19 protein-coding genes are annotated in these 25,110 nt (G+C 60.8%); 13 read left to right on the forward strand and 6 right to left on the reverse strand.

Translation table 11 applies throughout. The annotated features are described in order from the left end of the window. Positions 1-12 precede the first annotated feature (12 nt). From ND528_RS26265 to ND528_RS26305, 9 genes are all read left to right on the forward strand, one after another. Positions 13-351 (forward strand): DUF2934 domain-containing protein, encoded by a 339-nt coding sequence (locus ND528_RS26265; RefSeq protein WP_130912932.1) that lies wholly within the window; start codon positions 13-15, stop codon positions 349-351. A gap of 239 nt (positions 352-590) precedes the next feature. Beyond that, positions 591-2,750, forward strand: coding sequence for a glycogen debranching protein GlgX (glgX, locus tag ND528_RS26270; RefSeq protein WP_024012878.1), 2,160 nt, complete (start codon positions 591-593; stop codon positions 2,748-2,750). A 1-nt stretch (position 2,751) separates the two neighbouring features. After that, positions 2,752-3,750 (forward strand): acyl-CoA dehydrogenase family protein, encoded by a 999-nt coding sequence (locus ND528_RS26275; RefSeq protein WP_263471565.1) that lies wholly within the window; start codon positions 2,752-2,754, stop codon positions 3,748-3,750. Beyond that, a complete protein-coding gene (locus ND528_RS26280) occupies positions 3,747-4,505 on the forward strand; it encodes a PIG-L deacetylase family protein (protein ID WP_130929879.1) in 759 nt (252 codons plus the stop codon). The genes ND528_RS26275 and ND528_RS26280 overlap by 4 nt, the downstream gene beginning before the upstream one ends. Beyond that, entirely contained in the window at positions 4,502-5,101 is a 600-nt protein-coding gene (locus tag ND528_RS26285; protein ID WP_263471566.1) for a nodulation S family protein, read from the forward strand. Before ND528_RS26280 ends, ND528_RS26285 begins: the two co-directional genes overlap by 4 nt. Further along, positions 5,098-5,757: a glycosyltransferase gene (locus ND528_RS26290; protein WP_263471567.1), complete on the forward strand. Its 660-nt coding sequence runs from the start codon at positions 5,098-5,100 to the stop codon at positions 5,755-5,757. Before ND528_RS26285 ends, ND528_RS26290 begins: the two co-directional genes overlap by 4 nt. A gap of 178 nt (positions 5,758-5,935) precedes the next feature. Then, positions 5,936-6,694 (forward strand): PIG-L deacetylase family protein, encoded by a 759-nt coding sequence (locus ND528_RS26295; protein ID WP_016774638.1) that lies wholly within the window; start codon positions 5,936-5,938, stop codon positions 6,692-6,694. Between the two features lie 198 nt (positions 6,695-6,892). Next, on the forward strand, positions 6,893-7,675 hold the full coding sequence (locus ND528_RS26300) for an endonuclease/exonuclease/phosphatase family protein (protein WP_016774637.1): 783 nt from the start codon (positions 6,893-6,895) through the stop codon (positions 7,673-7,675). Between the two features lie 379 nt (positions 7,676-8,054). Further along, a complete protein-coding gene (locus tag ND528_RS26305; RefSeq protein WP_263471568.1) occupies positions 8,055-9,107 on the forward strand; it encodes an autotransporter domain-containing protein in 1,053 nt (350 codons plus the stop codon). A 115-nt stretch (positions 9,108-9,222) separates the two neighbouring features. Here ND528_RS26305 and glgB read toward each other — a convergent pair whose 3' ends face one another. The 3 genes from glgB to ND528_RS26320 form a co-directional block, all read right to left on the reverse strand. Then, positions 9,223-11,454, reverse strand: a complete 2,232-nt coding sequence (gene glgB, locus ND528_RS26310) for a 1,4-alpha-glucan branching protein GlgB (protein WP_016774635.1) — start codon at positions 11,452-11,454, stop codon at positions 9,223-9,225. A gap of 2 nt (positions 11,455-11,456) precedes the next feature. After that, a complete protein-coding gene (gene treS / locus ND528_RS26315) occupies positions 11,457-14,798 on the reverse strand; it encodes a maltose alpha-D-glucosyltransferase (RefSeq protein WP_263471569.1) in 3,342 nt (1,113 codons plus the stop codon). A gap of 186 nt (positions 14,799-14,984) precedes the next feature. Continuing rightward, a complete protein-coding gene (locus tag ND528_RS26320; RefSeq protein WP_263471570.1) occupies positions 14,985-16,982 on the reverse strand; it encodes an alpha-1,4-glucan--maltose-1-phosphate maltosyltransferase in 1,998 nt (665 codons plus the stop codon). A 217-nt stretch (positions 16,983-17,199) separates the two neighbouring features. On the opposite strand from ND528_RS26320, the gene ND528_RS26325 reads away from it, so the two are divergent. Next, positions 17,200-17,358, forward strand: a complete 159-nt coding sequence (locus ND528_RS26325; protein ID WP_163012245.1) for a hypothetical protein — start codon at positions 17,200-17,202, stop codon at positions 17,356-17,358. Positions 17,359-17,481: 123 nt separating this feature from the next. Here the strand turns inward: ND528_RS26325 and ND528_RS26330 are convergent, their stop codons facing one another. Further along, positions 17,482-17,994 (reverse strand): MgtC/SapB family protein, encoded by a 513-nt coding sequence (locus ND528_RS26330; protein WP_263471571.1) that lies wholly within the window; start codon positions 17,992-17,994, stop codon positions 17,482-17,484. A 123-nt stretch (positions 17,995-18,117) separates the two neighbouring features. Here ND528_RS26330 and ND528_RS26335 point away from each other — a divergent pair, with 123 nt between their 5' ends. From ND528_RS26335 to mapR, 3 genes are all read left to right on the forward strand, one after another. Then, positions 18,118-18,366, forward strand: a complete 249-nt coding sequence (locus ND528_RS26335) for a DUF3203 family protein (protein WP_130912944.1) — start codon at positions 18,118-18,120, stop codon at positions 18,364-18,366. 195 nt (positions 18,367-18,561) lie between these two features. Continuing rightward, positions 18,562-19,992 carry a cytochrome c oxidase accessory protein CcoG gene (ccoG, locus tag ND528_RS26340; protein WP_263471572.1) on the forward strand — a complete coding sequence of 477 codons (1,431 nt, stop codon included), beginning with the start codon at positions 18,562-18,564 and terminating at the stop codon, positions 19,990-19,992. A gap of 227 nt (positions 19,993-20,219) precedes the next feature. Then, positions 20,220-21,629, forward strand: coding sequence for a GntR family transcriptional regulator MpaR (mapR, locus tag ND528_RS26345; RefSeq protein ID WP_130912946.1), 1,410 nt, complete (start codon positions 20,220-20,222; stop codon positions 21,627-21,629). Positions 21,630-21,760: 131 nt separating this feature from the next. Here mapR and ND528_RS26350 read toward each other — a convergent pair whose 3' ends face one another. Together ND528_RS26350 and ND528_RS26355 are read right to left on the reverse strand one after the other, a co-directional pair. After that, on the reverse strand, positions 21,761-22,507 hold the full coding sequence (locus ND528_RS26350) for an SDR family oxidoreductase (protein WP_024012870.1): 747 nt from the start codon (positions 22,505-22,507) through the stop codon (positions 21,761-21,763). Between the two features lie 177 nt (positions 22,508-22,684). Continuing rightward, entirely contained in the window at positions 22,685-24,766 is a 2,082-nt protein-coding gene (locus ND528_RS26355) for a putative bifunctional diguanylate cyclase/phosphodiesterase (protein ID WP_263471573.1), read from the reverse strand. Positions 24,767-25,110: the final 344 nt, after the last annotated feature.

Consider the following 25,110-nt stretch of genomic DNA (forward strand, 5'->3'; position numbering starts at 1 on the left):
AGGAGCATTGCGATGAGCACCGACGATAAACGCATTCGCGAATTCGCCTATCAGATCTGGGAGTCGGAAGGGAAACCTGAAGGCCACGAAGAACGTCATTGGGAAATGGCGCGCAAGCTGGCCGAGGCCGAAGCGCTGGCACCCAAGAAGCCACCGAAAGCGGCGGGCAGCAAAGTGGCTGGCAAGACTTCAGGCGCAGCAGCGAAAAGCACCGACGGCAAGACTCCGGCAGCCGCCAAAGCCAAACCAGCAGCAAAAGCCAAGCCGGCGGCCACGCCCAAAGTAGTCCCGCCGGGCGAAAAGGCTGCCGAGAAAAAGCCGCGAGCCGCGAAGAAGCCTCCGGCGAACTGACCCGATCCATTTTTGAACTGAATGACTGTGTGGCGAGCGTGCTCGCCACAAGGGGTTCTTGCGCCCCGAAGAAAGTCCCTAATTGGGAAAAACACACAACCCTGTGGGAGCGAGCCTGCTCGCGAAAGCGCTAGGTCAGTTGGTGAAAATGTCGAATGTACCGACGCTTTCGCGAGCAGGCTCGCTCCCACCAGGAAATCTCATTGCCCGAACTGTCCCGTTTTTTTGCAGGAGCAATCATGACCCGTCCAAAGAAAGCCGAACCCGCTGCGCACGCCGAGCCGTCGAGAATCCGTGAAGGCCTGCCCTTCCCGCTCGGTGCGACCTGGGATGGTCTGGGGGTGAACTTTGCTCTGTTTTCCGCCAACGCCACCAAGGTCGAGCTGTGCATTTTCGACGATGCCGGCGAGGTCGAACTCGAACGCATCGAGCTGCCGGAATACACCGATGAGATCTACCACGGCTACCTGCCGGATGCGCACCCTGGCTTGATCTACGGCTACCGCGTTTATGGTCCTTATGACCCGGCCAATGGTCACCGCTTCAACCACAACAAACTGCTGATCGACCCGTATGCCAAACAATTGGTCGGTGAGCTGAAATGGTCGGAGGCGCTGTTCGGCTACACCATCGGCCACCCCGACGCCGACCTCAGTTTCGACGAGCGCGACAGCGCGCCGTTCGTGCCCAAGTGCAAGGTTATTGACCCAGCGCACACTTGGGGCAACGACCATCGCGTCAGCGTGCCGTGGGACAAGACCATCATCTATGAAACCCACGTGCGCGGCATCAGCATGCGTCACCCGTCGGTGCCGGAAAACCTGCGTGGCACTTTCGGCGGTCTGATGGTTGACGACGTGCTCGAGCACATTCGCAAGCTCGGTGTTTCGTCTGTCGAACTGCTGCCGATCCATGCTTTCGTCAACGATCAGCATCTGCTGCAAAAGGGCATGACCAACTACTGGGGCTACAACAGCATCGCGTTCTTCGCCCCGGACCCGCGTTATCTGGCCAGTGGCAAGATTGCCGAATTCAAGGAAATGGTCGCGCACCTGCACGATGCCAACCTCGAAGTCATTCTCGACGTGGTCTACAACCACACTGCCGAAGGCAACGAGCAAGGCCCGACCCTGTCGATGCGCGGTATCGACAACGCCTCCTACTACCGCTTGATGCCCGACGACAAGCGCTACTACATCAACGACTCCGGCACCGGTAACACCCTGGACCTGAGTCACCCATGCGTGCTGCAAATGGTCACCGACTCCCTGCGCTACTGGGCCAGTGAGATGCACGTTGACGGTTTCCGCTTCGACCTGGCAACCATTCTTGGCCGCTACCACGATGGTTTCGACGAGCGCCACAGCTTCCTCGTCGCCTGCCGTCAGGACCCGGTGCTGCGTCAGGTGAAAATGATCGCCGAACCGTGGGACTGCGGCCCCGGCGGTTATCAGGTCGGCAACTTTCCGCCGGGCTGGGTGGAGTGGAACGACAAGTTCCGCGACACCGTGCGCGCCTTCTGGAAAGGCGACGACGCTCAGCTTGCCGATTTCGCCAGCCGCATGACTGCCTCTGGTGAGATGTTCAACCAGCGTGGGCGCCGGCCGTATTCGTCGGTGAATTTCATCACCGCCCACGACGGTTTCACTCTCAACGATCTGGTCTCGTACAACGACAAGCACAACGAAGCCAACGACGAGAACAACCAGGACGGCAGTAACAACAACCTGTCGTGGAACCACGGCGTCGAAGGTCCGACCGATGATCCGGAAATCAACGCTTTGCGCCATCGGCAGATGCGCAATTTCTTCGCCACGCTGCTGCTGGCCCAAGGCACACCGATGATCGTTGCCGGTGACGAGTTCGCCCGCACCCAGGACGGCAACAACAACGCCTATTGCCAGGACAGCGAGATTGGTTGGGTCAATTGGGACCTGAGCGAGGACGGCAAGGCCCTGCTCAAGTTCGTCAAACGCCTGATCAAGCTGCGCCTGACTTATCCGATCCTGCGACGCGGACGTTTCCTGGTCGGCGAATACAACGAGGACATCGGCGTCAAGGACGTGACCTGGCTGGCACCGGACGCTACCGAGATGACCACCGAGCACTGGCATGATGCGCACAACCGCTGCCTCGGCATGCTCCTCGATGGCCGCGCGCAGGAAACCGGCATCCGTCGCAAAGGTGCCGACGCGACCCTGCTGCTGGTGGTCAACGCACACCACGACATCGTCAACTTCACCCTGCCGGAAGTACCGGACGGTGGCTTCTGGACCTGCATGATCGACACCAATCAACCGTCGATTCGCGGCCAGGAGCGCTTTGACTTCGGCCATGAATATTCGGTGACCGGGCGTTCGTTGCTGTTGTTCGAACTGCAACGTGACGAAGAAGATTGATATGGACTTTCAACATTATCTGGCCCGCCGTCCGCCAGATTACGCCGACACCAACGCCCTCGGCCGTTGCCTGAGGGCGATGGTCGAGGCCGGCCTCGACCGCTTGCCGTTGCCCGGCAGCGGTCACACGCTGGAGCGCTTTCAGCGTCTCTCGGAAGTCGGTGGACACGATTTAGGCCTGTGCAAACTCTATGAAGGCCACACGGATGCGCTGGCGATCATCGAGCAATTGGGCGGTACGCCAACGCCCGGCAGCACGTGGGGAATGTGGGCCGCCGAACCGCCGCAGGCACGGGTGAAAGTCACGCCGGCCGGGCACATGGTGGCGCTGAACGGGCGCAAGGCCTGGTGCTCTGGCGCTGCGGTGCTCAGCCACGCCTTGCTCACCGCATGGGACGCGGACGGTCAGCAGCAATTGGTTGCAGTCGCACTCGATCAACCTGGCGTGACCATCACCGATCAAGGCTGGCAAGCGGTGGGCATGGCGGCCACCGGCAGCGTCGAGGTGCTGTTCGACAACGCCGAAGCGCAGGCCATTGGCAACCCCGGTGATTACCTGCAACGGCCGGGTTTTTGGCAGGGCGGAATCGGTATCGCGGCTTGCTGGTATGGCGCTTCACGACGGATTGCCGAAGGGCTGCGTCAGCATTGCGCGCAACGCGATGAACCGCACGCCCTCGCCCATCTGGGCGCCGCCGACACAGCGCTGCAAGCGGCTGCCGATGTGTTGCGCTTCAGTGCGTTGCAGATCGATGCGCAGCCCGAGGCCGACGCTGAATTGCTCGCCCGCCGCGCCCGCGCCGTGGTTGAACAGTCTGCTGAACAGGTGATGCGTGAAGTGGGTCGCGCGCTGGGTGCCGGGCCGTTTTGTCAGGATCGGCATTTCGCCCGGTTGAGTGCCGACCTGCCGGTGTTTCTGCGCCAGAGTCACGCCGAACGCGACCTTGCTGCGCTGGGCCAGCAGATTGCTGGTCAGTCCTGCGAGGTCTGGGCGTTATGAAGGACAACCCGATCGTTGGCCAGGGCACTTCGCTGCAGCAATGGCAGGCTTCGCGACGTCTGGCCGAGCTGCCTGCCATCGATATTCTTGACTTGGTACCGCTGGGCTCGCGAGCGGTGATCATCGCGCCGCACCCGGATGACGAAGTGCTCGGTTGCGGCGGCATCATGCAGTTGCTGGCGGCAGCCGGACGTCCATTGCAGTTGATCTCGGTCACCGATGGCAGCGCCAGTCACCCCGGCTCGCAGCGCTGGACAGTCGAGCGTTTGAGTGTGGTGCGTCCGCAGGAGTCTGCCGAAGCCTTGCGGCGCCTCGGTCTGCCGATGCACAGCCTGAAATGGCTGCGCGGCGGTTTTACCGACACCCAAGTGGCGGCGCAGGAAACCGAATTGAGCGAATTCATCGCCGGGTATCTGCACGCCAGTGATGTGGTTTTCACTACCTGGCGCCAGGACGGCCACAGCGATCACGAGGCCGTCGGCCGCGCCAGTGTCGAAGCGGCGCGACGCGTTGGTGCGACCTGCCATGAACTTCCGGTCTGGACCTGGCACTGGGCAACCCCGGAAGACGCCACAGTGCCATGGGAGCGTGCGCGCAAGATCCTCCTTTCACCGACGCACATCGCACGAAAACGCCACGCAGCGCACGCGTTCGCCAGCCAGTTGGAAGGCGACCGCGACGTCGGCCTCGGGCCGGTGCTCGCGCCCTATGTGCTCGATCGTTTGCTGCAACCTTTTGAAGTGGTGTTCCTGTGAGCGTCGATGACCGCTATTTCGACGGCCTGTTCGCGGGCAATGACGACCCATGGGCGTTCCGCCAGCGTTGGTACGAACAGCGCAAGCGAGCGATCACCCTCGCCGCCCTGCCCCGTCCGCGCTACAGGTCGGTTTTCGAACCGGGCTGCGCCAACGGCGAACTGAGTGCAGAGCTGGCTCCGCGCTGCGACCGCCTGTTGTGCTGCGACACGGCGAGCGCGGCGGTGAAGCTGGCGCGTACGCGCTTGAGCGTGTTCGAGCATGCCGAAGTCCGTAAGGGCCGCCTTCCGGCTGACTGGCCCGAGGAAAAATTCGACCTGATCGTATTCAGCGAAATCGGCTACTACCTCGACGAAAAAGATCTGACAGAAATGATCCGCCGGATCAGTGAATCGCTGACCGCCGACGGCCAATTGCTGGCCTGCCACTGGCGCCCGCCGATCGAGGGCTGCCCGCAGAATGCGCGTCAGGTCCACGATCAGATTCACGATCAATTGGCTTTGCCGCGTCTGGTGCTGCATCAGGAAGCGGATTTCATTCTCGAACTGTGGAGCCGCGAGCCACGCTCGGTGGCGGCCCTGGAGGGCTTGCGTTGATTGGTATTGTGATTCCGGCGCACAACGAAGAGGCGCTGCTTGATGAATGCCTGCGTGCAGCGTTGCGCGCCAGCCAGCACGGGCAACTGGCCGGCGAAGCGGTGGAAATACTGGTTGTCCTCGACAGTTGCAGCGACGGCTCGGCGCAGATCGTCAGCGCTTATCCGGTGTTGAGCTTGCAGATCGATGCGCGCAACGTTGGCGAAGCCCGCGCCGCCGGTGCGCGCCTGTTGCTCGAGCGCGGTGCCCGCTGGATCGCCTGCACCGACGCCGACAGCCGCGTCGCCGATGACTGGCTGGCGGCGCAACTGGGACTGGAGGCGGACGCAGTGTGCGGCACGGTCACCGTCGAGCACTGGCACGAATCGATCGATGAGGCGGCGCAGATTCGCTATCACCATCACTATCAGGCCCGCGATGGCCATCGGCACATTCACGGCGCCAACCTGGGTGTCAGTGCCGAGGCTTATCGCCTGGCCGGCGGTTTCAAGCCGCTGACCTGTGACGAGGACGTGCAACTGGTGCGTGCACTGGAGCGCAGCGGCGCCAATATCGCCTGGAGTCACCGCCCGCAAGTGCATACCAGCGCCCGTCTCGACAGTCGGGCCAAGGGCGGGTTCGGTGACTTTCTGCGCAATCTGGCACAGCTGGAATAAAAAATTACGGATCAGATTGATCTGTGACGCGACGAATCGGCTGTCTTGAGCAATACTCTGCCTCGCAGTAATCCAAGGGTTGGAGCACTGCACCGTTGCTATTCATTTGCCTTCACGGGCCGCGATCAGCGTTGGCTGCTCACGACTGAGGGCGAGATACCACAAGGACGTCGCACTCATGAAATCGTCATTGCTCAACGAACACGGCCTGCCGGCACAGATCTGGAACAGCGCGCCGCAACTCGACAATATTCCCGTCATCAACACCCACAGTCTGGTACCCGCCGGCGCCCGCGCCGTGGTCATCGCACCGCATCCGGGCGACGAAGTGGTCACTTGCGGCGGTCTGCTGCAACTGCTCTCCAGCCTTGGCCATCCTCTGCAATTGCTCTCGATTACCGACGGTAGCGCCAGCCACCCGGGCTCGCGCCAATGGTCGGAACAACGTCTGAGCGTGTTCCGCCCGCAGGAAAGCGTCGAAGCCCTGCGCCGCCTCGGCCTGCCCATGCACAGCCTGAAGTGGGTGCGCGGCGGCTTTACTGACAATGCACTGAGTGATCAGCAAAGCCAGCTCACCGAGTTCATCGGCCGTTACCTGCGACCAGGCGACGTAGTGTTCAGTACCTGGCGCAAGGATGGCCCGCCGGATCATGAAGTGGTTGGCCGGGCCAGTTTCGACGCGGCGCAAAAGGCCGGGGCGACCTACCACGATGTGCCGGTGTGGGCCTGGCACTGGCCGGAGCGCGAGCAGCAAATGATTCCCTGGGAACGCGCGCGCAAGCTGCGTCTCGACACCTGGACGGTCGCGCGGAAGAGCCACGCCACCCACGCTTACGCCAGCCAGCTCAAGGGCGAACCGGCCATCGGCATCGCCCCGCTGCTGCCGCCAGTGCTGCTGGAGCGGATGCGCTTGCCGTATGAAATCGTCTTCTTCTGAACGGCGGAAGCACAACATACCTGTGGGAGCGAGCCTGCTCGCGAAAGCGATGTGTCATGTGTCAGATGTATTGAATGTGATGAAGTCTTCGCGAGCAGGCTCGCTCCCACATTAGCCCAGCAGTGAATCATCGGAAGGAACTGCCACCCCCTCAAACCAGTCGCATGAACAGGCATGGCCCAATTCAGAGGAGTGAACGTGTCCAGCGATCCCAAGCGTCAAGCGGTCGACGCGCCAGTCATTCATCGCCTGCGGGTACTCACGGTCAACACCCACAAGGGCTTCACCGCACTGAATCGGCGGTTCGTTCTCCCGGAGCTGCGCGAGGCAATGCGCAGTACTTCGGCCGATCTGGTGTTTCTGCAGGAAGTAGTGGGTGAACACGAACGCCATTCCAGTCGTTACAACGACTGGCCGCAGACCTCGCAGTACGAATTCCTCGCCGACAGCATGTGGAGCGATTTTGCCTACGGGCGCAACGCCGTTTACCCGGATGGCCACCACGGCAACGCGCTGCTGTCGAAATACCCGATCCGCGAATATCGCAACCTCGACGTGTCGATCACCGGGCCTGAACGGCGCGGGCTGTTGCACTGCATTCTTGATGTGCCTGGGCATGCCGAGGTGCATGCAATCTGTGTGCATTTGAGTCTGCTGGAAAGCCATCGGCAATTGCAGTTGCAACTGCTCTGTCAGCTGCTTGAATCTCTACCCGACGATGCGCCGGTGATCATCGCCGGCGATTTCAATGACTGGCAGTTGCAAGGCAACGCCGCCCTCGCCCGTCGCGATTATCTGCATGAAGCCTTTGAGCGCCATCATGGGCGCCCGGCGAAAACCTATCCCGCGCGGTTTCCCTTGCTGAGGCTTGACCGGATCTACTTGCGCAATGCCAGCAGCCACGACCCACGCATTCTTGGCAACAAGCCGTGGACGCATCTTTCCGATCACCTCCCGCTGGCGGTCGAAGTGCATCTGTAAGTGCATTTTTGACAGCAATTAAATGACAGGCCTTCCCGGCAACTGACGCTAGGAAAGACCTTTCGTCGGCGGCAAAAAACCGTCAGCAGCCTGCCTTACAAGCGTTTTTCCATGCAAACAAACACTTAGTTATGTGCAGAAAAACAAACGCTTGCAAAGGCCGATTTAAGTGCACCATTCATCGTGCATTTTCTTGACGCGCAGGCATCACTCTTCTTATCTCTACCTTACTACCCCCGGAATCACTACTGGGGCTGACCTTCCGGCACTCGCGAAATCGAGCAGCCGCGGTTCGCCCCGCTCTATTCGGTCGCCCCTCATTCGGGGTAGGAGAGACGCCAAACACGAGATGACGCATGCGCTTGCAAGGTAGACCTCCATGAAAACTTCACTGACCCCACACGAACTGAAAATCACCCTTTGCACAGTGTCAGGTTCGCTGTTGCTCTGCTCGTCCATGGAGGCGCATGCGGGATCTGCGGCGGACGAACCCGCGTGGTATCGCACGGACGTTCCGGTGCTGACCCTGCCAGCAACCGTGATAACACCCGGACCGCTGCCATTGAGTCAGCAGAGTTCGCGCCTGATCACTGAGGATCTTGCCCCATCTGCCTGGGACGAGCTGTACGGTAAAAGCGCTCGGCAAGCACAGACCGACGCACTTTCATCCGGTTATGCGATGGCCGCTGGCGAGTTCAAAGGTCCGGCCGTGGTCACGTTGAAAAGCGCTAACGGGATTACTCAGACCCTTGGTCTTATAGGTGGCGACAATCAGGTCCAGCTGAATGCCGATGGTGCGCTGACCCGCCGTGCTCTCGCCGACCGCAACACTGACAGCCTCAACCTGCAAGGCCAGAGCCTCGGCGCCTATTACCGCCTGGTCGGCGCGCAGGGCTGGCACGTCGACCTGTCGGCCAGCGGCGGTCGGGTCAGCGGTTTCAGTCGCACTGCGCAAGGTAATCGGCAAGCCACCGAAGGCAATGCGATGACCTTTTCCGTCGAAGGCGGTTACCCGATCGGCTTGAGTGAAAACTGGGTGGTCGAGCCGCAGGCACAACTGATCAACCAGCGCATCAGTCTCGACGCTCCGTACGCCGGCTCGGGCAATGCCTCTTCCACCGACCTGACCGCGTGGAGTGGCCGCGTCGGTGCGCGATTGAAAGGCAGTTATGACTTGAACGGGTTGCCTGTTGAACCCTACGTGCGCACCAACCTTTGGCACACCGTTTACACCGGCAGCACGGTGACGCTCGATCAGGTCGACAAGATCAGCAGCAGCCGCAAGTCTTCAACAGTGGAATTGGGTTTGGGACTGGTGGCGCGGGTCACACCGGCGGTAAGCCTGTACATGAGCGCCGATTACAGCAGCGATGTGGATGACAATGATCTGAACGGCATCATCGGCAGCCTCGGCGTGCGGATGCGTTGGTGATCTGCTGAACGATGAACAACCTTGTGGGAGCGAGCCTGCTCGCGAAGCGGTGCCACCTTCAACATCATTGTTGACTGACATGGCGCCTTCGCGAGCAGGCTCGCTCCCACAGCTGCTAGCCCTGCGGCTTGAGAATCAACACCGCCAACGGCGGAAGATTCAGCTCCAGCGACAACGATTGACCATGACTCGGTACTTCATCGGTCAATGCCCCGCCGCCATTGCCATAGTTGGAGCCGGCGTATATGTCGGCGTCACTGTTGAACAGCTCGGTCCAGCGCCCGGCAAACGGCACGCCGACCCGATACGACTGGCGCGGTACCGGCGTGAAGTTGGCGACGACCAAAACCGGCGAGCCATCCTTGCTCCAGCGCAACCATGCGTAAACGCTGTTGATCGCATCATCGCCAATCAACCACTGGAAGCCTTGCGGTGCGTCGTCCTGGTCGTGCAGAGCCGGCTCTTCGCGATACAGCCGGTTGAGATCGCCAACCAGTTTCTGCACACCTTTGTGCTCGGAGTACTGCAGCAGGTACCAGTCCAGTTGCTGATCGTGGTTCCACTCGCGCCACTGGCCAAACTCGCAGCCCATGAACAACAGCTTCTTGCCCGGATGCGTCCACATGAAGCTCAGATAGGCGCGCAGGTTGGCAAATTTCTGCCAGCGGTCGCCGGGCATCTTGTCGATCAGCGAGTGTTTGCCGTGCACCACTTCGTCGTGGGAAATCGGCAGGATGAAGCGCTCCGACCAGGCGTAAACCAGGCCGAAGCTCAGCTCATTGTGATGATGGGCGCGGTACACCGGGTCCTGCTGGATGTAGTGCAGCGAGTCGTGCATCCAGCCCATGTTCCATTTGTAGGAAAAGCCCAAGCCGCCCTGCTGGGTGCTCTGGCTGACGCCCGGCCATGCGGTGGATTCTTCGGCAATCACCAGCGCACCCGGCGCTTCCAGTTCAACCACGTCGTTCAAATGCCGCAGGAAGTCGATGGCCTCCAGGTTCTCCCGACCGCCGTGGCGGTTCGGCACCCATTCGCCAGCCTTGCGCGAATAGTCGCGATACAGCATCGACGCCACGGCATCAACACGCAGGCCGTCGATGTGGAAGTGTTTCAGCCAGTGCAGCGCCGAGGCCAGCATGTAGCCGTGCACTTCAGTGCGACCGAGGTTGTAGATCAGCGTGTCCCAATCCTGATGGAAGCCTTCCAGCGGATTGCCGTATTCGTACAGCGCGGTGCCGTCGAACTGCGCCAGACCATGGGTATCGGTGGGGAAATGCGCCGGTACCCAGTCGAGAATCACACCGATGTCGGCCTGGTGACAGGCGTTGACGAACGCGGCGAACTGATCCGGTGTGCCGTAACGTGCGCTCGGCGCGAACTGCGAAAGCAACTGGTAACCCCAGGAACCACCGAACGGGTGCTCCATGATCGGCATCAATTCGATGTGGGTGAATCCCAGCTCTTTCACATAAGGAATCAGCCGCTCGGCCAGTTCCGGCCAGGTGTACTGGCGCGCGACTTCGCCGAGATCATCCAGCTCGCACTGCCAGGAGCCGGCGTGCAACTCGTAGATCGACAAAGGTTTGGAGCGCTGCTGGCGATCCTGACGGGAATTCATCCACTCGTGATCCTGCCAGTCGATTTGCAACGGCGAGGCGACTTTCGAGGCGGTATCCGGCGGCAGGCTGGTAGCCAGCGCCATCGGGTCGGCCTTGAGCGGCAGAATGCCGTGAGCGCCGAGGATTTCGTACTTGTACAACTCCCCCGCTTGCAGGCGAGGGATGAACAACTCCCACACGCCCGAAGGATGGCGCAGGCGCATCGGGTGACGACGACCGTCCCAGACGTTGAAATCGCCAACCACCGAGACACGGCGGGCATTCGGTGCCCACACGGCAAAGCGCACGCCGTCCACGCCATCAACGGTTTTCAGCTGTGCACCGAGGCAAGCGCTGAGGTCACGGTGATTGCCTTCGGCGAACAGATACAAATCCATTTCCCCGAGCAACTGACCAAAGCTGTACGGATCTTCGGCGACCTGCTCGCCACCAGCCCAGCGCGTGCGCAACAGGTACGGTCGCGCCTGATCGAAATGGCCGACAAACAGCCCCGGCGTCTCGGTCATCTCCAGCGGGCCAAGCTCTTCGCCGCTGTCCTTGTCCAGCACCGCCACACTCAGCGCACCCGGCAGATAAGCGCGGATGAATTGTCCGCCAGCGCCATCGCCGTGCGGGCCGAGAATGGAAAACGGGTCCTGATGTTCAGCGCGCACCAACGCATCGATGTCGCGCGCCGAGGGTAACAATGCTTCCTTTACCACACCCTGTTCCTTGTTCGAGAAACTCATGACTACTCTCCACCAAGATCGGAAAAGGGTTTAAGCCCTGTCAATAATCCATACAAGCCGTGCAATGGCACGGGCAGCCACGTTGGGCGGTTTTCCGCCTCGTAGGCCACTTCATAAGCGGCTTTTTCCAGGCCGAACAACGCCAGCGCGGCGTCGGCACCCTGAGGATCCTGCCAGGCATGCTCAAGACTAGCTGCTGCCTCGCGGTATGCCTGGACAAATGCCTCGCGTGCTTCGCGCAAATAACGCTCGGCGACACGTTTACGCGCCGCTTCGGCTTCGGTGCTGTTGTCGACGTTGTGCACGTTGATGGTCATCGCCGCTGCGTAATCGAACGAACGCAGTACGCCGCTGACATCCTTGTACGGGCTGTGCTTGCCGCGACGCTCACTCAACGGCCGCGCCGGTTCGCCCTCGAAGTCAATCAAGTAGGCATCGCCCTTGATTACCAGCACCTGACCCAAATGCAAGTCGCCATGCACCCGGATGCGCAAACCGCCGGTGGCTTTCTTCGCCAGATCCTGCACATGGGCCAGGATGGTTTTCTTCTCGTCGAGCAGACGCTTGACCAGTTTCTGGTCCGCCGCGTTCAACTCGCCTTGATGCTGCTTGAGCAGTTTCAAGGCATGTTCGACCTGGGCGGTGACATCCTTGGCCGTCGCGGCCATGTCCTTGCTCGACGACACTTGCGGCGCAAAGTCGGCGTTGTCGGTTGGCGCAGCGAGCACCTGATGCATCTCGCCCAGACGCTGGCCGAGCATTCCGGCGAAGTCCCTCAGCTCGCCGAGCGCGTTGTAATGCTGCTCCTGCTCGGACATGGCGTCGGCCAGTTCATCGCGCAACGCCCGTTCGAGGTTGTTCTGCGTCCATTCCCATGCATCGCCCTGATTGCTCAGATAGCCTTGGGCGATCATCAGCAAGTTATCTTCGCCCTGCGCATCACGGCGAATCACCGAACCGAGCAGTGGAGAGATATTGGCAAACCCGGCCTCGGTCAGGTAAGCGCTCATCTCCAGTTCCGGGTGTACGCCAGAAGCCACTTTGCGTATCAGCTTAAGCACCAGGCTGTTGCCGACAACCACGGAGCTGTTCGATTGCTCGGCCGACAGGTAGCGCACATCCGACTCGGCGCCGAGGCCGAGTTTTTCCAGATGATCTGTCTGTTCGAAGCGGATTTCGCCTTCGATCGACTCCAGTACGGTGTTGCTCTGCATGCCTTGCAGAACGGCGCGGACGAAAGTTTCCAGGCTGAACGCATCGGTGATCAGGCCGACCTGACGCACACGGCGTACACGCGACAGCGCCAATTGCTGCGGCAACGGTGGGCCGACATGGTCTTCGGCAATGAAGCCGAACGGCAGTTGATAACGGTTGGTCTGGCCGCCGCTGGTGACTTCGATTTCGCTGAGCAGCACCGGATGCTGGGCGTCGCCGAAACGCACGCCGTAAGCCAGATTGACCTTCTCGATCGCCGCGTCCTTGCCGGCGAACCAGCGACGGTTCTGCAGCCAGCTCGGCAGAATGCTTTGCTCCAGCGTCGTACGCGACGGCGCTTCGAGCAGCTCTTCCATGCGTTTTTTCAGTACCAGCGTGGTGAAGTCCGGCAGGCTCTGCGCCGGCTCGACGTGCCAGCTTGGCATCTGGTTCTCTGCTGCCAGCGCGAACCAATAGAAGCCGTACGGCGCCAAGGTCAGAAGGAAATTCAACTGACCGATCGGCGGGAACGCGTTACCGCCGAGCATTTCCACCGGCACCATGCCGACGTACGCCGACAGATCCAGCTCCACTGCTTGCGCACTGCGCGAGACGTTGGCCACGCACAGGATGATTTCGTGCTTGCCATCGACATCGGTGTATTCGCGGGTATAAGCCAGCACGCGACGGTTGGCCGGCGAGAGCATTTTCAACGTGCCACGGCCGAACGCTTTCGATTGCTTGCGCACGGCCAGCAGGCGCCGCGTCCAGTTCAACAGCGAATGCGGATCGCCGGACTGGGTTTCGACGTTGACCGACTGATAGCCATACTGCGGATCCATGATCGGCGGTAGTACCAGACTGGCCGGATCGGCGCGGGAGAAACCGCCGTTGCGGTCGATCGACCACTGCATTGGAGTACGCACGCCGTCGCGGTCGCCGAGGTAGATGTTATCGCCCATGCCGATTTCGTCGCCGTAATACAGGGTCGGCGTGCCGGGCATCGACAGCAGCAGGCTGTTGAGCAGTTCGATGCGGCGACGGTCGCGCTCCATCAGCGGCGCGAGACGACGGCGAATACCGAGGTTGATTCGCGCGCGACGATCAGCCGCGTAGTAATTCCACAGGTAATCGCGCTCACGATCGGTGACCATTTCCAGGGTCAGCTCATCGTGGTTGCGCAGGAAAATCGCCCATTGGCAATTCGCCGGAATTTCCGGGGTCTGCCGGAGAATGTCGGTAATCGGGAAGCGATCTTCCTGAGCCAACGCCATGTACATGCGCGGCATCAGCGGGAAGTGGAAGGCCATGTGGCATTCGTCGCCATTGACGCCAGCGGCATCGGTGTCACCGAAATACAGCTGAGTGTCTTCCGGCCACTGATTCGCCTCGGCCAGCAGCATGCGGTCGGGGTAGTTGGCGTCGATCTCGGCACGGATCTGCTTGAGGACGTCATGGGTCTCGGGCAGGTTTTCGTTGTTGGTGCCGTCGCGCTCGATCAGGTACGGAATCGCATCGAGGCGCAGGCCGTCGATGCCCATGTCCAGCCAGTAACGCATCACCGACAACACGGCTTTCATGACTTGCGGGTTATCGAAGTTCAGATCCGGCTGGTGCGAATAGAAGCGGTGCCAGAAGTATTGGCCGGCGACCGGGTCCCAGGTCCAGTTGGACTTCTCGGTATCGAGGAAGATGATCCGCGTGCCGTCGTATTTCTGGTCGTCATCGGACCAGACGTAGAAATCCCGCGCCGCCGAACCCGGCTTGGCTTTACGCGCACGCTGAAACCACGGGTGCTGGTCGGAGGTGTGGTTGATGACCAGTTCGGTAATCACCCGCAGACCGCGCTTGTGCGCTTCGGCAATGAAGCGCTTGGCGTCGGCCATGGTCCCGTAGTCGCTGTGCACGCCACGGTATTCGGCGATGTCGTAGCCGTCGTCGCGACGTGGCGAGGGATAGAACGGCAGCAGCCAGATGGTGTTGACGCCGAGGTCGGCAATGTAATCGAGTTTGGCGATAAGCCCGGGAAAGTCGCCGATCCCGTCATTGTTGGAGTCGAAAAACGATTTGACGTGAACCTGATAGATCACCGCGTCCTTGTACCAGAGCGGGTCTTTGATGAAGGCGGCTGCCTTGGGTTTCTTCGCCATGTGGAACTCCTGAAAAATTCTCTGATACACCGAGGGACTCGCATTGGTGAGCCCCTGTGGCGAGGGGATTTATCCCCGTTCGGCTGCGCAGCAGTCGCAAATTATTAACGCGGTGCAGCTTGAAAAAACGGGCCGCTGCGCGCCCCAACGGGGATAAATCCCTTCGCCACGGAGGCGGTGCAAATGTTACGAAGCTGAAATCCGCCAAATCCCGAACGGCTGATACGCCGGGTCAATACGCATGAACTGATATTTGCCGTGCCAGTCCCAGCGATGGCCATTCATCAGATCTTCGCCATGGGTGGTGGCATCGTCCGGCAGGCCCATTTCCCACAGCGGCAGTTCGAAATTCGCTTCCTGCACGTTGTGCGGATCGAGGCTGACCGCGACCAGGATGAAATTGCTGCCATCGGCGCTGCGCTTGCCGAAGTACAGAATGTTGTCGTTCCAGGCGTTGTAGATTTTCAGACCCAGATGCGTGTGCAGCGCCGGGTTCTGCCGGCGGATGCGGTTGAGCTGAGCGATCTCGGCAATGATGTTGCCCGGCGCGGTGAAGTCGCGGACACGGATCTCGTATTTCTCCGAATCCAGGTATTCCTCTTTGCCCGGCACCGGCGCCGATTCGCACAATTCGAAACCGGAATACATGCCCCACAGCCCCGAACCCATAGTCGCCAATGCAGCGCGGATGAGAAATCCGGGACGCCCTGACTCATGCAGGAACGCCGGGTTGATGTCCGGAGTATTGACGAAGAAATTCGGCCGGTAGCATTCGCGCCAGGGCGACTGATTCAGTTCGGTGAAGTATTCGGCCAGCTCGGCCTTGGTGTTGCGCCAGGTGAAATAGGTGTAGCTCTGCGAATACCCGACCTTGCCCAGACGCGCCATCATCGCCGGCGTGGTGAAGGCCTCGGCGAGGAAGATCACTTCCGGGTACAGGGTGCGCACATCGGCGATCAGCCATTGCCAGAACGGCAGCGGTTTGGTGTGCGGGTTGTCAACGCGGAAGATTTTCACGCCTTCCTTGACCCAGCCGACGACGATGTCGCGCAACTCGACCCACAGGCTCGGAATCGCGTCCGGCGCATAGAAGTCGACGTTGACGATGTCCTGGTATTTCTTCGGTGGGTTTTCGGCGTATTTGATCGTGCCGTCCGGGCGCCAGTTGAACCAGCCCGGATGTTCCTTGAGCCACGGGTGGTCCTGGGAACACTGGATGGCGAAGTCGAGAGCGATTTCCAGGCCATGGTCGGCGGCGGCAGCCACCAGGCGGCGGAAATCTTCACGGGTGCCGAGTTGCGAGTGAATCGCTTCGTGGCCGCCCTCTTCGCTACCAATCGCGTACGGGCTGCCGGGATCGTCTGGGCCAGCGGTCAGGGAATTGTTGCGGCCCTTGCGGTGGGCGCGGCCGATCGGGTGAATCGGCGTGAAGTACAACACGTCGAAGCCCATGTCCTGAATCATCGGCAGACGCGAGTGCACATCGTTGAAAGTGCCGTGACGCTGGGGATCGTCGGTGATCGAGCGCGGAAACAGCTCATACCAACTGGCGAACTCGGCCAGTTCACGCTCGACGTCCATGGGGAATTCGGCGCTGACGCTCAGATAGGCGCGGTGATCGGCCTGAGCCATCAGCTCTGCACTGCGCGAGTGCAGAAACAACGCGACCTGCTCGGTTTCGAGCAGGCCCGACAATTCATGGTGCAGCGCCGCGAGTTGCTCGCTGAGCTGGCCTTCGCTGCGTTCGGCGGCCTGTTGCACCATCGTCCGGCCTTCCTGCAGCTCCAGCGAAACCGGCACCGCCGCGCTGTGCTTCTTTTCCAGTTCGTACTGGAAGCTGGCGAAATGGTCGATCCACGCTTCGATGCAATACAGGTAGCGGCCCTGCTCCTCAGGGCGGAACTGGCCTTGCCAGGTGTTGTTGCCCTGATCGGACATGACCTCGGTCTGCCAGGTTTCCTGGCCTTCCTCGCGCCAGCGGATGCGTACGGCGAGCTTGTCATGGCCGTCAGCGAATACCTTGCTGGTTACCAGCACTTCGCGTCCGACAGTCGATTTGACCGCGAACTGGCCGCCGTCGAGCGTCGGCATGGTGTTTTCGATGACGATACGTGGCAGCAGCAACGCCTGCGACAGCGGCATGTGCGGGTTGTAACTCAGCTCTGAAGGTCTTTCAGCAGTCATTGAGCATCTCTCCTTAACGCCCCAAGGACGCTCTTGTGCCGGAACAGTATTCGCGAGAAAGCGCCGGCCCTGTCATGAACTCACTTAGGTTCCGAGCAACCGGCGCGGGGAAAAGTTCAGATGAAATTAACAAGACAAACCTGCGGATCGAATTTGCCGTGGCCGGGTCAACTCACTTAAGCACGTCCCACGCCATGTGCCATACGGAGGTCACCTGATGAGCATCCCGATCCCGGCGGAAACGCCCGATCCGAACATCGACAAACCCACCCTGCCGGACACCGAGCCGCCGCCGGTGCCCGAGCAAGAGCCGCCCGGCACCACGCCACCACCGAAGGAAGAGCCACCGAGCACGATGCCGCCGGTGATCGTCTGACATTGGCATGTCTGCGTGCCATCCCTGTAGGAGCTGCCGAAGGCTGCGATCTCTTTGCCGCGCGGCAATGCAAATCAAAAGATCGCAGCCTTCGGCAGCTCCTACACGGGACCGAGTGATTAGCTAGAGATGGTCGTTCTTGTCGACGTCCTTTTCGAACACTCTCACCACGTAGGGCATCACGCTGAAAATCGCCAGCGCCAGAATGGTACTGAGCAATGCCGTCGCTTCCTTGCCCAGCCCGGCTGCCACGCCGATCGCCGCCGTCATCCATAAGCCCGCCGCCGTGGTCAGGCCTTTGACATGCGCCTCGTCGCCCTGCTGATTTTTCAGAATGGTCCCGGCGCCGAGAAAGCCGATCCCGGCAATCACGCCCTGCAATACCCGACTCATCGCATCGGACTCCGCGCCCGAGGTCTGCGGCACCAAAACGAATAGCGCAGCACCCAATGCCACCAGCATGTGCGTGCGCACGCCCGCTGCCTTGCCTTTACGCTCACGCTCGAAACCGAGTATTCCGCCAAGAATCGCCGCCATCACCAGGCGTACGGTGATTCGGGTCATCTGCGAGGCGTCGCCGATGTCGGCAAATTCGGCTTGCATCGTGGCCCACACTTCATCCCACCAGTCTTCCATCGTGCTTCCCTTGTCATTGGCTTGATAAGCGATGGACAACAGCGACCATTAATCGGTTGCGCAGAACGATCGGCGCGCTGCGCTTCCTAATATGCAGACCTCACTGGAACAAGGACTGCCGCCATGCCCGTTCGAATCGATGAATCCAACCCCGAACAGAAAGTGTGTTTTTTCACCGTCGAGCATGGTGAGGAAATTCGCATCTGCGACACTCTGGAAGTCATGACCGATAGCGACAAAGCCATGTCGTTCGTGGAAATCGAAGGCAAACGCACCTACATCACCGAAGCAGAAGCCGATGCCTTGACCGTCGCCGGGGCCAGGGACGGGCGCAAACATCTGAAGGCCGATGACAGTGATTCGGTGGTTTGATTGATCTCGATCAACACCCGACGCAGACGCCTGCACCAGGCGTTTGCGCCGCGCCCACCTTGATGCTTCAAGTTGTCGCAGAGATAGCGCCAAACCTCATCTGATCCGCTTTTTATTGCCAAACCTGAGTCTGTTCTGCAAACAGATCGGCGCTCATAGTGCATCGGCCTGATGGAGGCTGATGAGCGAACGAACATGAGCGAGCAAATCCCCGTCCGAACCGTAGAAGCATCGCCAACGATAAAAAGCGTACCCGCGCGCCCACTGAAGGCGACTGCCGGATCCACCGACAAACAGATCCACACCCGCAGCTTCACCGGTCTGTTCCGCAACCTGCGTATGAGCGGTGCCGGGCTTCTGTTTGTGCTGTTCTTCGGCACCGTGTGGCTGAACTGGGGCGGTCGGCAGGCGGTGCTGTGGGATCTGGCGGAAAGTAAATTCCATATCTTCGGCGCGACGTTCTGGCCGCAGGATTTCATTCTGCTCTCGGCGCTGCTGATCATCGCCGCGTTCGGTCTGTTCGCGATTACCGTATTCGCCGGTCGCGTCTGGTGCGGTTACACCTGCCCGCAGAGTTCGTGGACGTGGATCTTCATGTGGTGCGAGAAGATCACCGAAGGCGAGCGCAACCAGCGAATCAAACTGCAAGCCGCGCCATGGAGCCTGAACAAACTGGCGCGGCGCGCCGCCAAACACACGTTGTGGCTGGCAATCAGCGTAATCACCGGCCTGACCTTCGTCGGCTATTTCACGCCGATCCGGCCGCTGGCCGAAGAACTGCTGACCCTGCAGATCGGTGGGGTCAGCCTGTTCTGGGTGCTGTTTTTTGCCGCCGCCACCTATATCAACGCCGGTTGGCTGCGTGAAGCGGTGTGCATGCATATGTGCCCGTATGCGCGGTTCCAGAGCGTGATGTTCGACAAGGACACGCTGACCATCGCCTACGACGCCGCGCGAGGCGAAAACCGTGGCCCGCGCAAGCGTGATGTACGCCCGGTCGAAGCTGGCCTGGGTGATTGCATCGACTGCCAGTTATGCGTGCAGGTCTGCCCGACCGGCATCGACATCCGCGATGGCTTGCAAATGGAATGCATCGGCTGCGCAGCATGCATCGACGCCTGCGATTCGATCATGGACAAAATGCATTACCCGCGCGGCCTGATCCGCTACAGTTCCGAGCGCGAATTGCAGGGCGGCAAGACCCACCTGCTGCGTCCGCGCCTGATTGGCTATACGGCGGTGTTGCTGGTGATGATTGGAGCGTTGGCATTAGCATTGATCGAGCGGCCGATGGTGTCGCTGGACGTAACCAAGGATCGTGGGTTGTTTCGTGAGAACGCTCAGGGCCAGATCGAGAATATTTATTCGCTGAAAGTGATCAACAAGACTCAGCAACGGCAGGAATACCGGTTGAGTCTGGTTGATGGCGACGGGTTTGAGTTGCAGGGCAAAACGACACTGCGCCTGGCGCCCGGGGAGATTGTCGATGTGCCGGTGTCGGTGGCAATGACCACCGAGCGGCCGGCGAGCAGTTCGCAGACGTTGAGTTTCAGGATTGAAGACAGTGACGAGCCGCAGGTATACAGCGTGGCGAAGAGCCGGTTTGTGGCGCCGATGAATCGCTGAGCGGCTGAAAACGTCCCCCCTCACCCCAGCCCTCTCCCCCGTCGGGGGGCGAGGGGGAAAGGGAGCCGATCTCCATGCTGTTCAAATCCCGCATTCGACTGAGATTTATCAGGTCGGCGTATCTCGAACAAACAACACGGTCAGTCCCCTCTCCCCCCGGGAGAGGGTTAGGGTGAGGGGCCTTTCCCCTGACACGCCATAAAATTGAAGTCCACCAAGGCCCACCGATGAAACGCTACGAAAAATTCGCCGACGACATCGCTGAACTGATCCGCTCCGGCGTCCTCGGGCCTGGCCAGCGGGTACCGTCGGTGCGCTATGCCAGCCAGGCTTACGGGGTCAGCCCGTCGACCGTATTCCAGGCCTATTACCTGCTCGAACGCCGCGGCCTGATCCGCGCCCGGCCGCGCTCCGGTTACTTCGTCAACGCCCATACACCGAGCACATTTTCCGAGCCGGTGATTAGCAGTCAGGTCAACGAATCCACCGAAGTCGACGTCAGCGAACTGGTGTTCTCGGTACTCGACTCGATCAAGGACCCCAACACCGTACCGTTCGGCTCGGCCTTCCCCAGCCCGACCCTGTTCCCGCTGCAACGCCTGTCGCGCTCCCTGGCCAGCGCCGCGCGGGAGATGGATCCGCGCATGGTCGTCACCGATATGTCGCCGGGCAACCCGCAACTGCGCCGGCAGATTGCCCTGCGCTACATGGTCGGCGGGCTGATGCTGCCGATGGAAGAACTACTGATCACCAACGGCGCCCTCGAAGCGCTGAACCTGTGCCTGCAAGCGGTGACCGAGCCCGGTGACCTGGTGGCCATCGAGGCCCCGGCGTTTTATGCCTGCCTGCAAGTGCTGGAGCGCCTGAAGCTCAAAGCCGTGGAAATCCCCGTGCACCCGCGTGACGGCATCGACCTCGGCGTGCTCGCGCAAACTCTGGAACGCCATCCGATCAAGGCCTGCTGGTGCATGACCAGTTTCCAGAACCCGATGGGCGCGAGCATGCCCGAAGCGAAGAAACAGGAACTGGTCGAACTGCTGCGCCAGCATCAGGTGCCGTTGATCGAGGACGACGTCTACGCCGAGCTTTATTACGGCCAACAGGCACCGAAACCGGCCAAGGCCTTCGACACCGAAGGATTGGTCATGCATTGCGGCTCGTTCGCCAAAAGCCTCGCCCCCGGTTATCGCATCGGCTGGGTGGCGGCCGGGCGTTTCGCGCAGAAGATCGAACGGCTCAAGCTGATGACCTCGCTGTGCGCTTCCATGCCGGCGCAAGCGGCGATCGCCGATTATCTGCAACACGGCGGCTACGATCGGCATCTGCGCAAACTGCGTTATGCCCTGGAAGAACAGCAGAGCGCGATGCTCGCGGCGATTGCCCGTTACTTTCCGGCGCAGACCCGGGTCAGCCAGCCGGCGGGGGGCTACTTTCTGTGGCTGGAGTTGCCGGAGCAGATGGATTCGCTGAAGCTGTTCCAGATGGCACTGGCACAAGGCATCAGCATCGCGCCGGGGCCGATTTTCTCACCGACCCAGCGTTTCAGAAATTGCATTCGCTTGAATTACGGCAGCCCATGGACCGAGGAATCGGAAAAGGCCATGGAGACGTTGGGGCGGATTGTGCGGTCGTTTTGACGGATAGGTGTTGTCTGGGCTGGCCCCTTCGCGAGCAGGCTCGCTCCCACAGTTGATTTGTGAATACAGAACCAATGTGGGAGCGAGCCTGCTCGCGAAGAGGCCGGCTTTAACACTGCAAATCCACCGGTTTACCGCCCACCCCCCAAATCAACAAACGTCCCGGTCGCATACGACGCCTTGTCCGACAGCAACCAGACAATCGCCTCCGCCACTTCATCCGGCCGCCCGCCCCGGGCCATGGGAATCGCCGATTCGAGCTTGCTGACCCGATCCGGGTCGCCGCTCAGGGCATGGAAGTCGGTGTAGATGTAACCCGGACGCACGGCATTGACGCGAATGCCCTCGCCCGCCACTTCTTTCGACAGACCGATAGTGAAGGTGTCGAGCGCGCCTTTGGATGCGGCGTAATCAACGTACTCGTTCGGCGAACCGAGGCGTGCCGCGACCGAGGAGACGTTGACGATGCTGCCGCCCTGCCCGCCGTGTTTGGGCGACATGCGCAGGATCGCATGCTTGGCGCAGAGGATCGGCGCCAGCACGTTGGTTTTCATGATTTTGAGGATGCGGAATTCGGACATTTCATCGACCCGCGACTTCTGCCCGACGGTGCCGGCGTTGTTGACCAGGGCGGTAACCCGGCCCAGTTCGGCGTCGACGCGCTGAAACATCGCGATCACTTCGTCTTCGATACTGACATCGGCGCGAACCGCGATGGCTTGGGCGCCCAAGGCGCGAACCTGTTCGAGTACGCTGTGTGCGGCCTGCTCATCCGACTGGTAGTTGATGCAGATCCGGTAGCCCTGTTCGGCTGCCAACAATGCCGTAGCCGCGCCGATTCCGCGCCCGCCACCGGTGATGACAATGACTTTATCCATGCTGGCCTTCCCCCACGTGCACACGTAACAGTCGGGGGAAGAATAACTGCGATTGGCGGGTTTTGCATGGAGTCTGTGGCGTCTGGCCGGACGCCTTCGCGAGCAGGCTCGCTCCCACAAGGGAATGCGATCACCTGTGGGAGCGAGCCTGCTCGCGAAGAACGATGACTCGGTCTCTCAGACCACCGCCAGCCGTTGCCCACGCACGATGTCCTGCATGAAGCGCTCCGCCGGCATCGGGTGGCCAAGCAGATAGCCCTGCAGCGAATCACAGCCCAGTTTGGTGAGGAAATCCTGTTGCGCGCCGGTCTCGACACCCTCGGCGACAATCCGCAGATCCAGGGCCTGCCCCAGCGCAACAATCGCCGAGACGATCGCCGCATCATCGCTGTCGTGTTCCAGATCACGGACGAAACCGCGGTCGATCTTCAGCTCATTGGCCGGCAGGCGCTTGAGGTACATCAGGCTGGAATAACCGGTGCCGAAGTCGTCGATCGACAGGTCGACGCCCATGTCCGACAACTCTTGCAGCACGGTCATGCTCGCGTCGGCGTCGCTCATGGCTGTGGTTTCAGTGATTTCCAGGGTCAGGCTGTTGGCCGGCAAATGGTGGGTGGCCAGCGCCTTGGCCACGCTTTGCACCAGCCCGGCATGGCAAAACTGCAACGCCGAGAGGTTTACGGCAATGCGCCAGTCGGTGTAACCGAGCACGTACCATTCGCGCATCTGCCGGCAGGCTTCGTTCAGGACCCATTCACCCATCGGAATGATCAGCCCGGTTTTCTCCGCCAGATCAATGAACTTGTCCGGCATCAACATGCCATGCAGCGGATGCTTCCAACGCAGCAGCGCTTCGGCACCGACCGGACGGCCATTGGCGGCGTCGAATTTGGGCTGGTAATGCAGGCAGAACTGGTTGTGCTCGATGGCCGCGCGCAGGTCCTGCAACAGTTGCAATTGCTTGCGCGCGTTGGTGTTCATCGATGCATCGAAGAAGCTGTAGCCGTTCTTGCCGCCGCCCTTGGCGTGGTACATCGCGGCGTCGGCGTTCATCAGCAGTTCCTGGGCGTTGGCGCCGTTGCCTGGATACAGGGCGATGCCGACGCTGGCGGAAATCTGCAGGTCATGCTCGGCGACGCGGAACGTGCGACCGATCAGGCCGACCTGACGCGCGGCCAGGCTCAAGGCGTCATTGGGCTCGCTCAAGCGCACCAGCAGAACGAATTCATCGCCACCGATCCGCGCCAGGGTGTCCTGGCTGCGCAAATCCTCACGCAGACGCGCGCCGACTTCGCGCAGCAATTGGTCGCCCATGTGATGGCCGAATGCGTCGTTGACCGGTTTGAAGCCGTCGAGGTCGATGAACATCAAGGCGAAGCAGCCGCCCTGCTCTTCAACTTTTCTGATTGCCTGATTGATGCGGTCGTCGAGCAACATGCGATTGGGCAGGCTGGTCAGCGGATCGTGCAAGGCCAATTGGGTGAGTTCGCGATTGGCCACCGTCAGCGAGTGCGCCAGATCAGCCGTGCGCGCTTCGAGGCGGGCGTCGAGGATCGAGGTCAACAGGGCAATCGACAGCACCGCCAGCGTGGTGACCACGACCAGACTGTCGAGGCCATTGCCCTTCAAGCCATTGAGTGTCGCGCCGCAGAAACTGCCGTCAGGAAACTGCGCCGCCGCCATGCCGGTGTAATGCATGCCGACAATCGCCACACCCATGATCACCGCCGCGCCGGCACGAATCAGCCGCACATAGGGCGAATGCTGGCGCAGGCGAAAGGCGATCCACAATGCCGCTGCCGACGCGCCGACGGCAATCAGCAAGGAGGCGCTGAACAATGTCGGGTCGTAATCTATGCCCGGGGTCATGCGCAGCGCAGCCATGCCGGTGTAGTGCATGGCGCTGATGCCTGCTCCCATGATCAACGCACCGAAGGCCAGTTGCACCAGTGGCAACTTCGGTTGGCTGACCAGCCACAAGGCAAAGCCGCAGGACAGCACCGCGATCAGCAGCGACAGCGCAGTGAGGGCGAAGTCATAGCCCAGGTCGATCGGCAGTTTGAAGGCGAGCATGCCGATGAAATGCATCGACCAGACGCCAACGCCCATCGCCAACGCCCCGCCCGCCGTCCAGAAATGCACAGCCCGGCCTTTCGCCGTGGCGATGCGCCCAGTCAGGTCGAGCGCCGTGTAGGAGGCCAGAATGGCCACGCACAACGAAATCAAAACCAGAGTGAAGGAGTAGCTGCCGATGAGCATGGACGTTCTCGTGACAAGCCGAAACCGTACTGCTTCCATTCTCGGTCGGGCAAATGCGGCGATTGTACTGATTGCGCGGAAGAACGCACTGACAAAGTAATCAAATTGCCATCAAGCCGATGAAACGCTTGTTCGATCGTCCTACAAGGCTCTGCGGTGGGCTTTAAGCACACCTTGTGAAAGTGTCTCACGCCAGACACAAATCCATGTGGGAGCGAGCCTGCTCGCGAAGGCGCAGGTACAGCCACCATCGTAGTTGCCTGACCCACCGCTTTCGCGAGCAGGCTCGCTCGCACAATTTTCAGCGTCCAGCCACCCTTCACCCTTCGAACGCGAATCCCTGT

This window comes from Pseudomonas mercuritolerans (assembly GCF_025706525.1).
GTDB classification, from domain to species: domain Bacteria; phylum Pseudomonadota; class Gammaproteobacteria; order Pseudomonadales; family Pseudomonadaceae; genus Aquipseudomonas; species Aquipseudomonas mercuritolerans.

Bases quoted from the DNA above. Each gene is read 5' to 3' on its own strand.
- ND528_RS26265 (WP_130912932.1), top strand. From the start codon at position 13: ATGAGCACCGACGATAAACGCATTCGCGAATTCGCCTATCAGATCTGG.
- glgX (WP_024012878.1), top strand. From the start codon at position 591: ATGACCCGTCCAAAGAAAGCCGAACCCGCTGCGCACGCCGAGCCGTCG.
- ND528_RS26275 (WP_263471565.1), top strand. From the start codon at position 2,752: ATGGACTTTCAACATTATCTGGCCCGCCGTCCGCCAGATTACGCCGAC.
- ND528_RS26280 (WP_130929879.1), top strand. From the start codon at position 3,747: ATGAAGGACAACCCGATCGTTGGCCAGGGCACTTCGCTGCAGCAATGG.
- ND528_RS26295 (WP_016774638.1), top strand. From the start codon at position 5,936: ATGAAATCGTCATTGCTCAACGAACACGGCCTGCCGGCACAGATCTGG.
- ND528_RS26305 (WP_263471568.1), top strand. From the start codon at position 8,055: ATGAAAACTTCACTGACCCCACACGAACTGAAAATCACCCTTTGCACA.
- glgB (WP_016774635.1), bottom strand. From the start codon at position 11,454: ATGAGTTTCTCGAACAAGGAACAGGGTGTGGTAAAGGAAGCATTGTTA.
- treS (WP_263471569.1), bottom strand. From the start codon at position 14,798: ATGGCGAAGAAACCCAAGGCAGCCGCCTTCATCAAAGACCCGCTCTGG.
- ND528_RS26320 (WP_263471570.1), bottom strand. From the start codon at position 16,982: ATGACTGCTGAAAGACCTTCAGAGCTGAGTTACAACCCGCACATGCCG.
- ND528_RS26325 (WP_163012245.1), top strand. From the start codon at position 17,200: ATGAGCATCCCGATCCCGGCGGAAACGCCCGATCCGAACATCGACAAA.
- ND528_RS26330 (WP_263471571.1), bottom strand. From the start codon at position 17,994: ATGGAAGACTGGTGGGATGAAGTGTGGGCCACGATGCAAGCCGAATTT.
- ND528_RS26335 (WP_130912944.1), top strand. From the start codon at position 18,118: ATGCCCGTTCGAATCGATGAATCCAACCCCGAACAGAAAGTGTGTTTT.
- ccoG (WP_263471572.1), top strand. From the start codon at position 18,562: ATGAGCGAGCAAATCCCCGTCCGAACCGTAGAAGCATCGCCAACGATA.
- mapR (WP_130912946.1), top strand. From the start codon at position 20,220: ATGAAACGCTACGAAAAATTCGCCGACGACATCGCTGAACTGATCCGC.
- ND528_RS26350 (WP_024012870.1), bottom strand. From the start codon at position 22,507: ATGGATAAAGTCATTGTCATCACCGGTGGCGGGCGCGGAATCGGCGCG.
- ND528_RS26355 (WP_263471573.1), bottom strand. From the start codon at position 24,766: ATGCTCATCGGCAGCTACTCCTTCACTCTGGTTTTGATTTCGTTGTGC.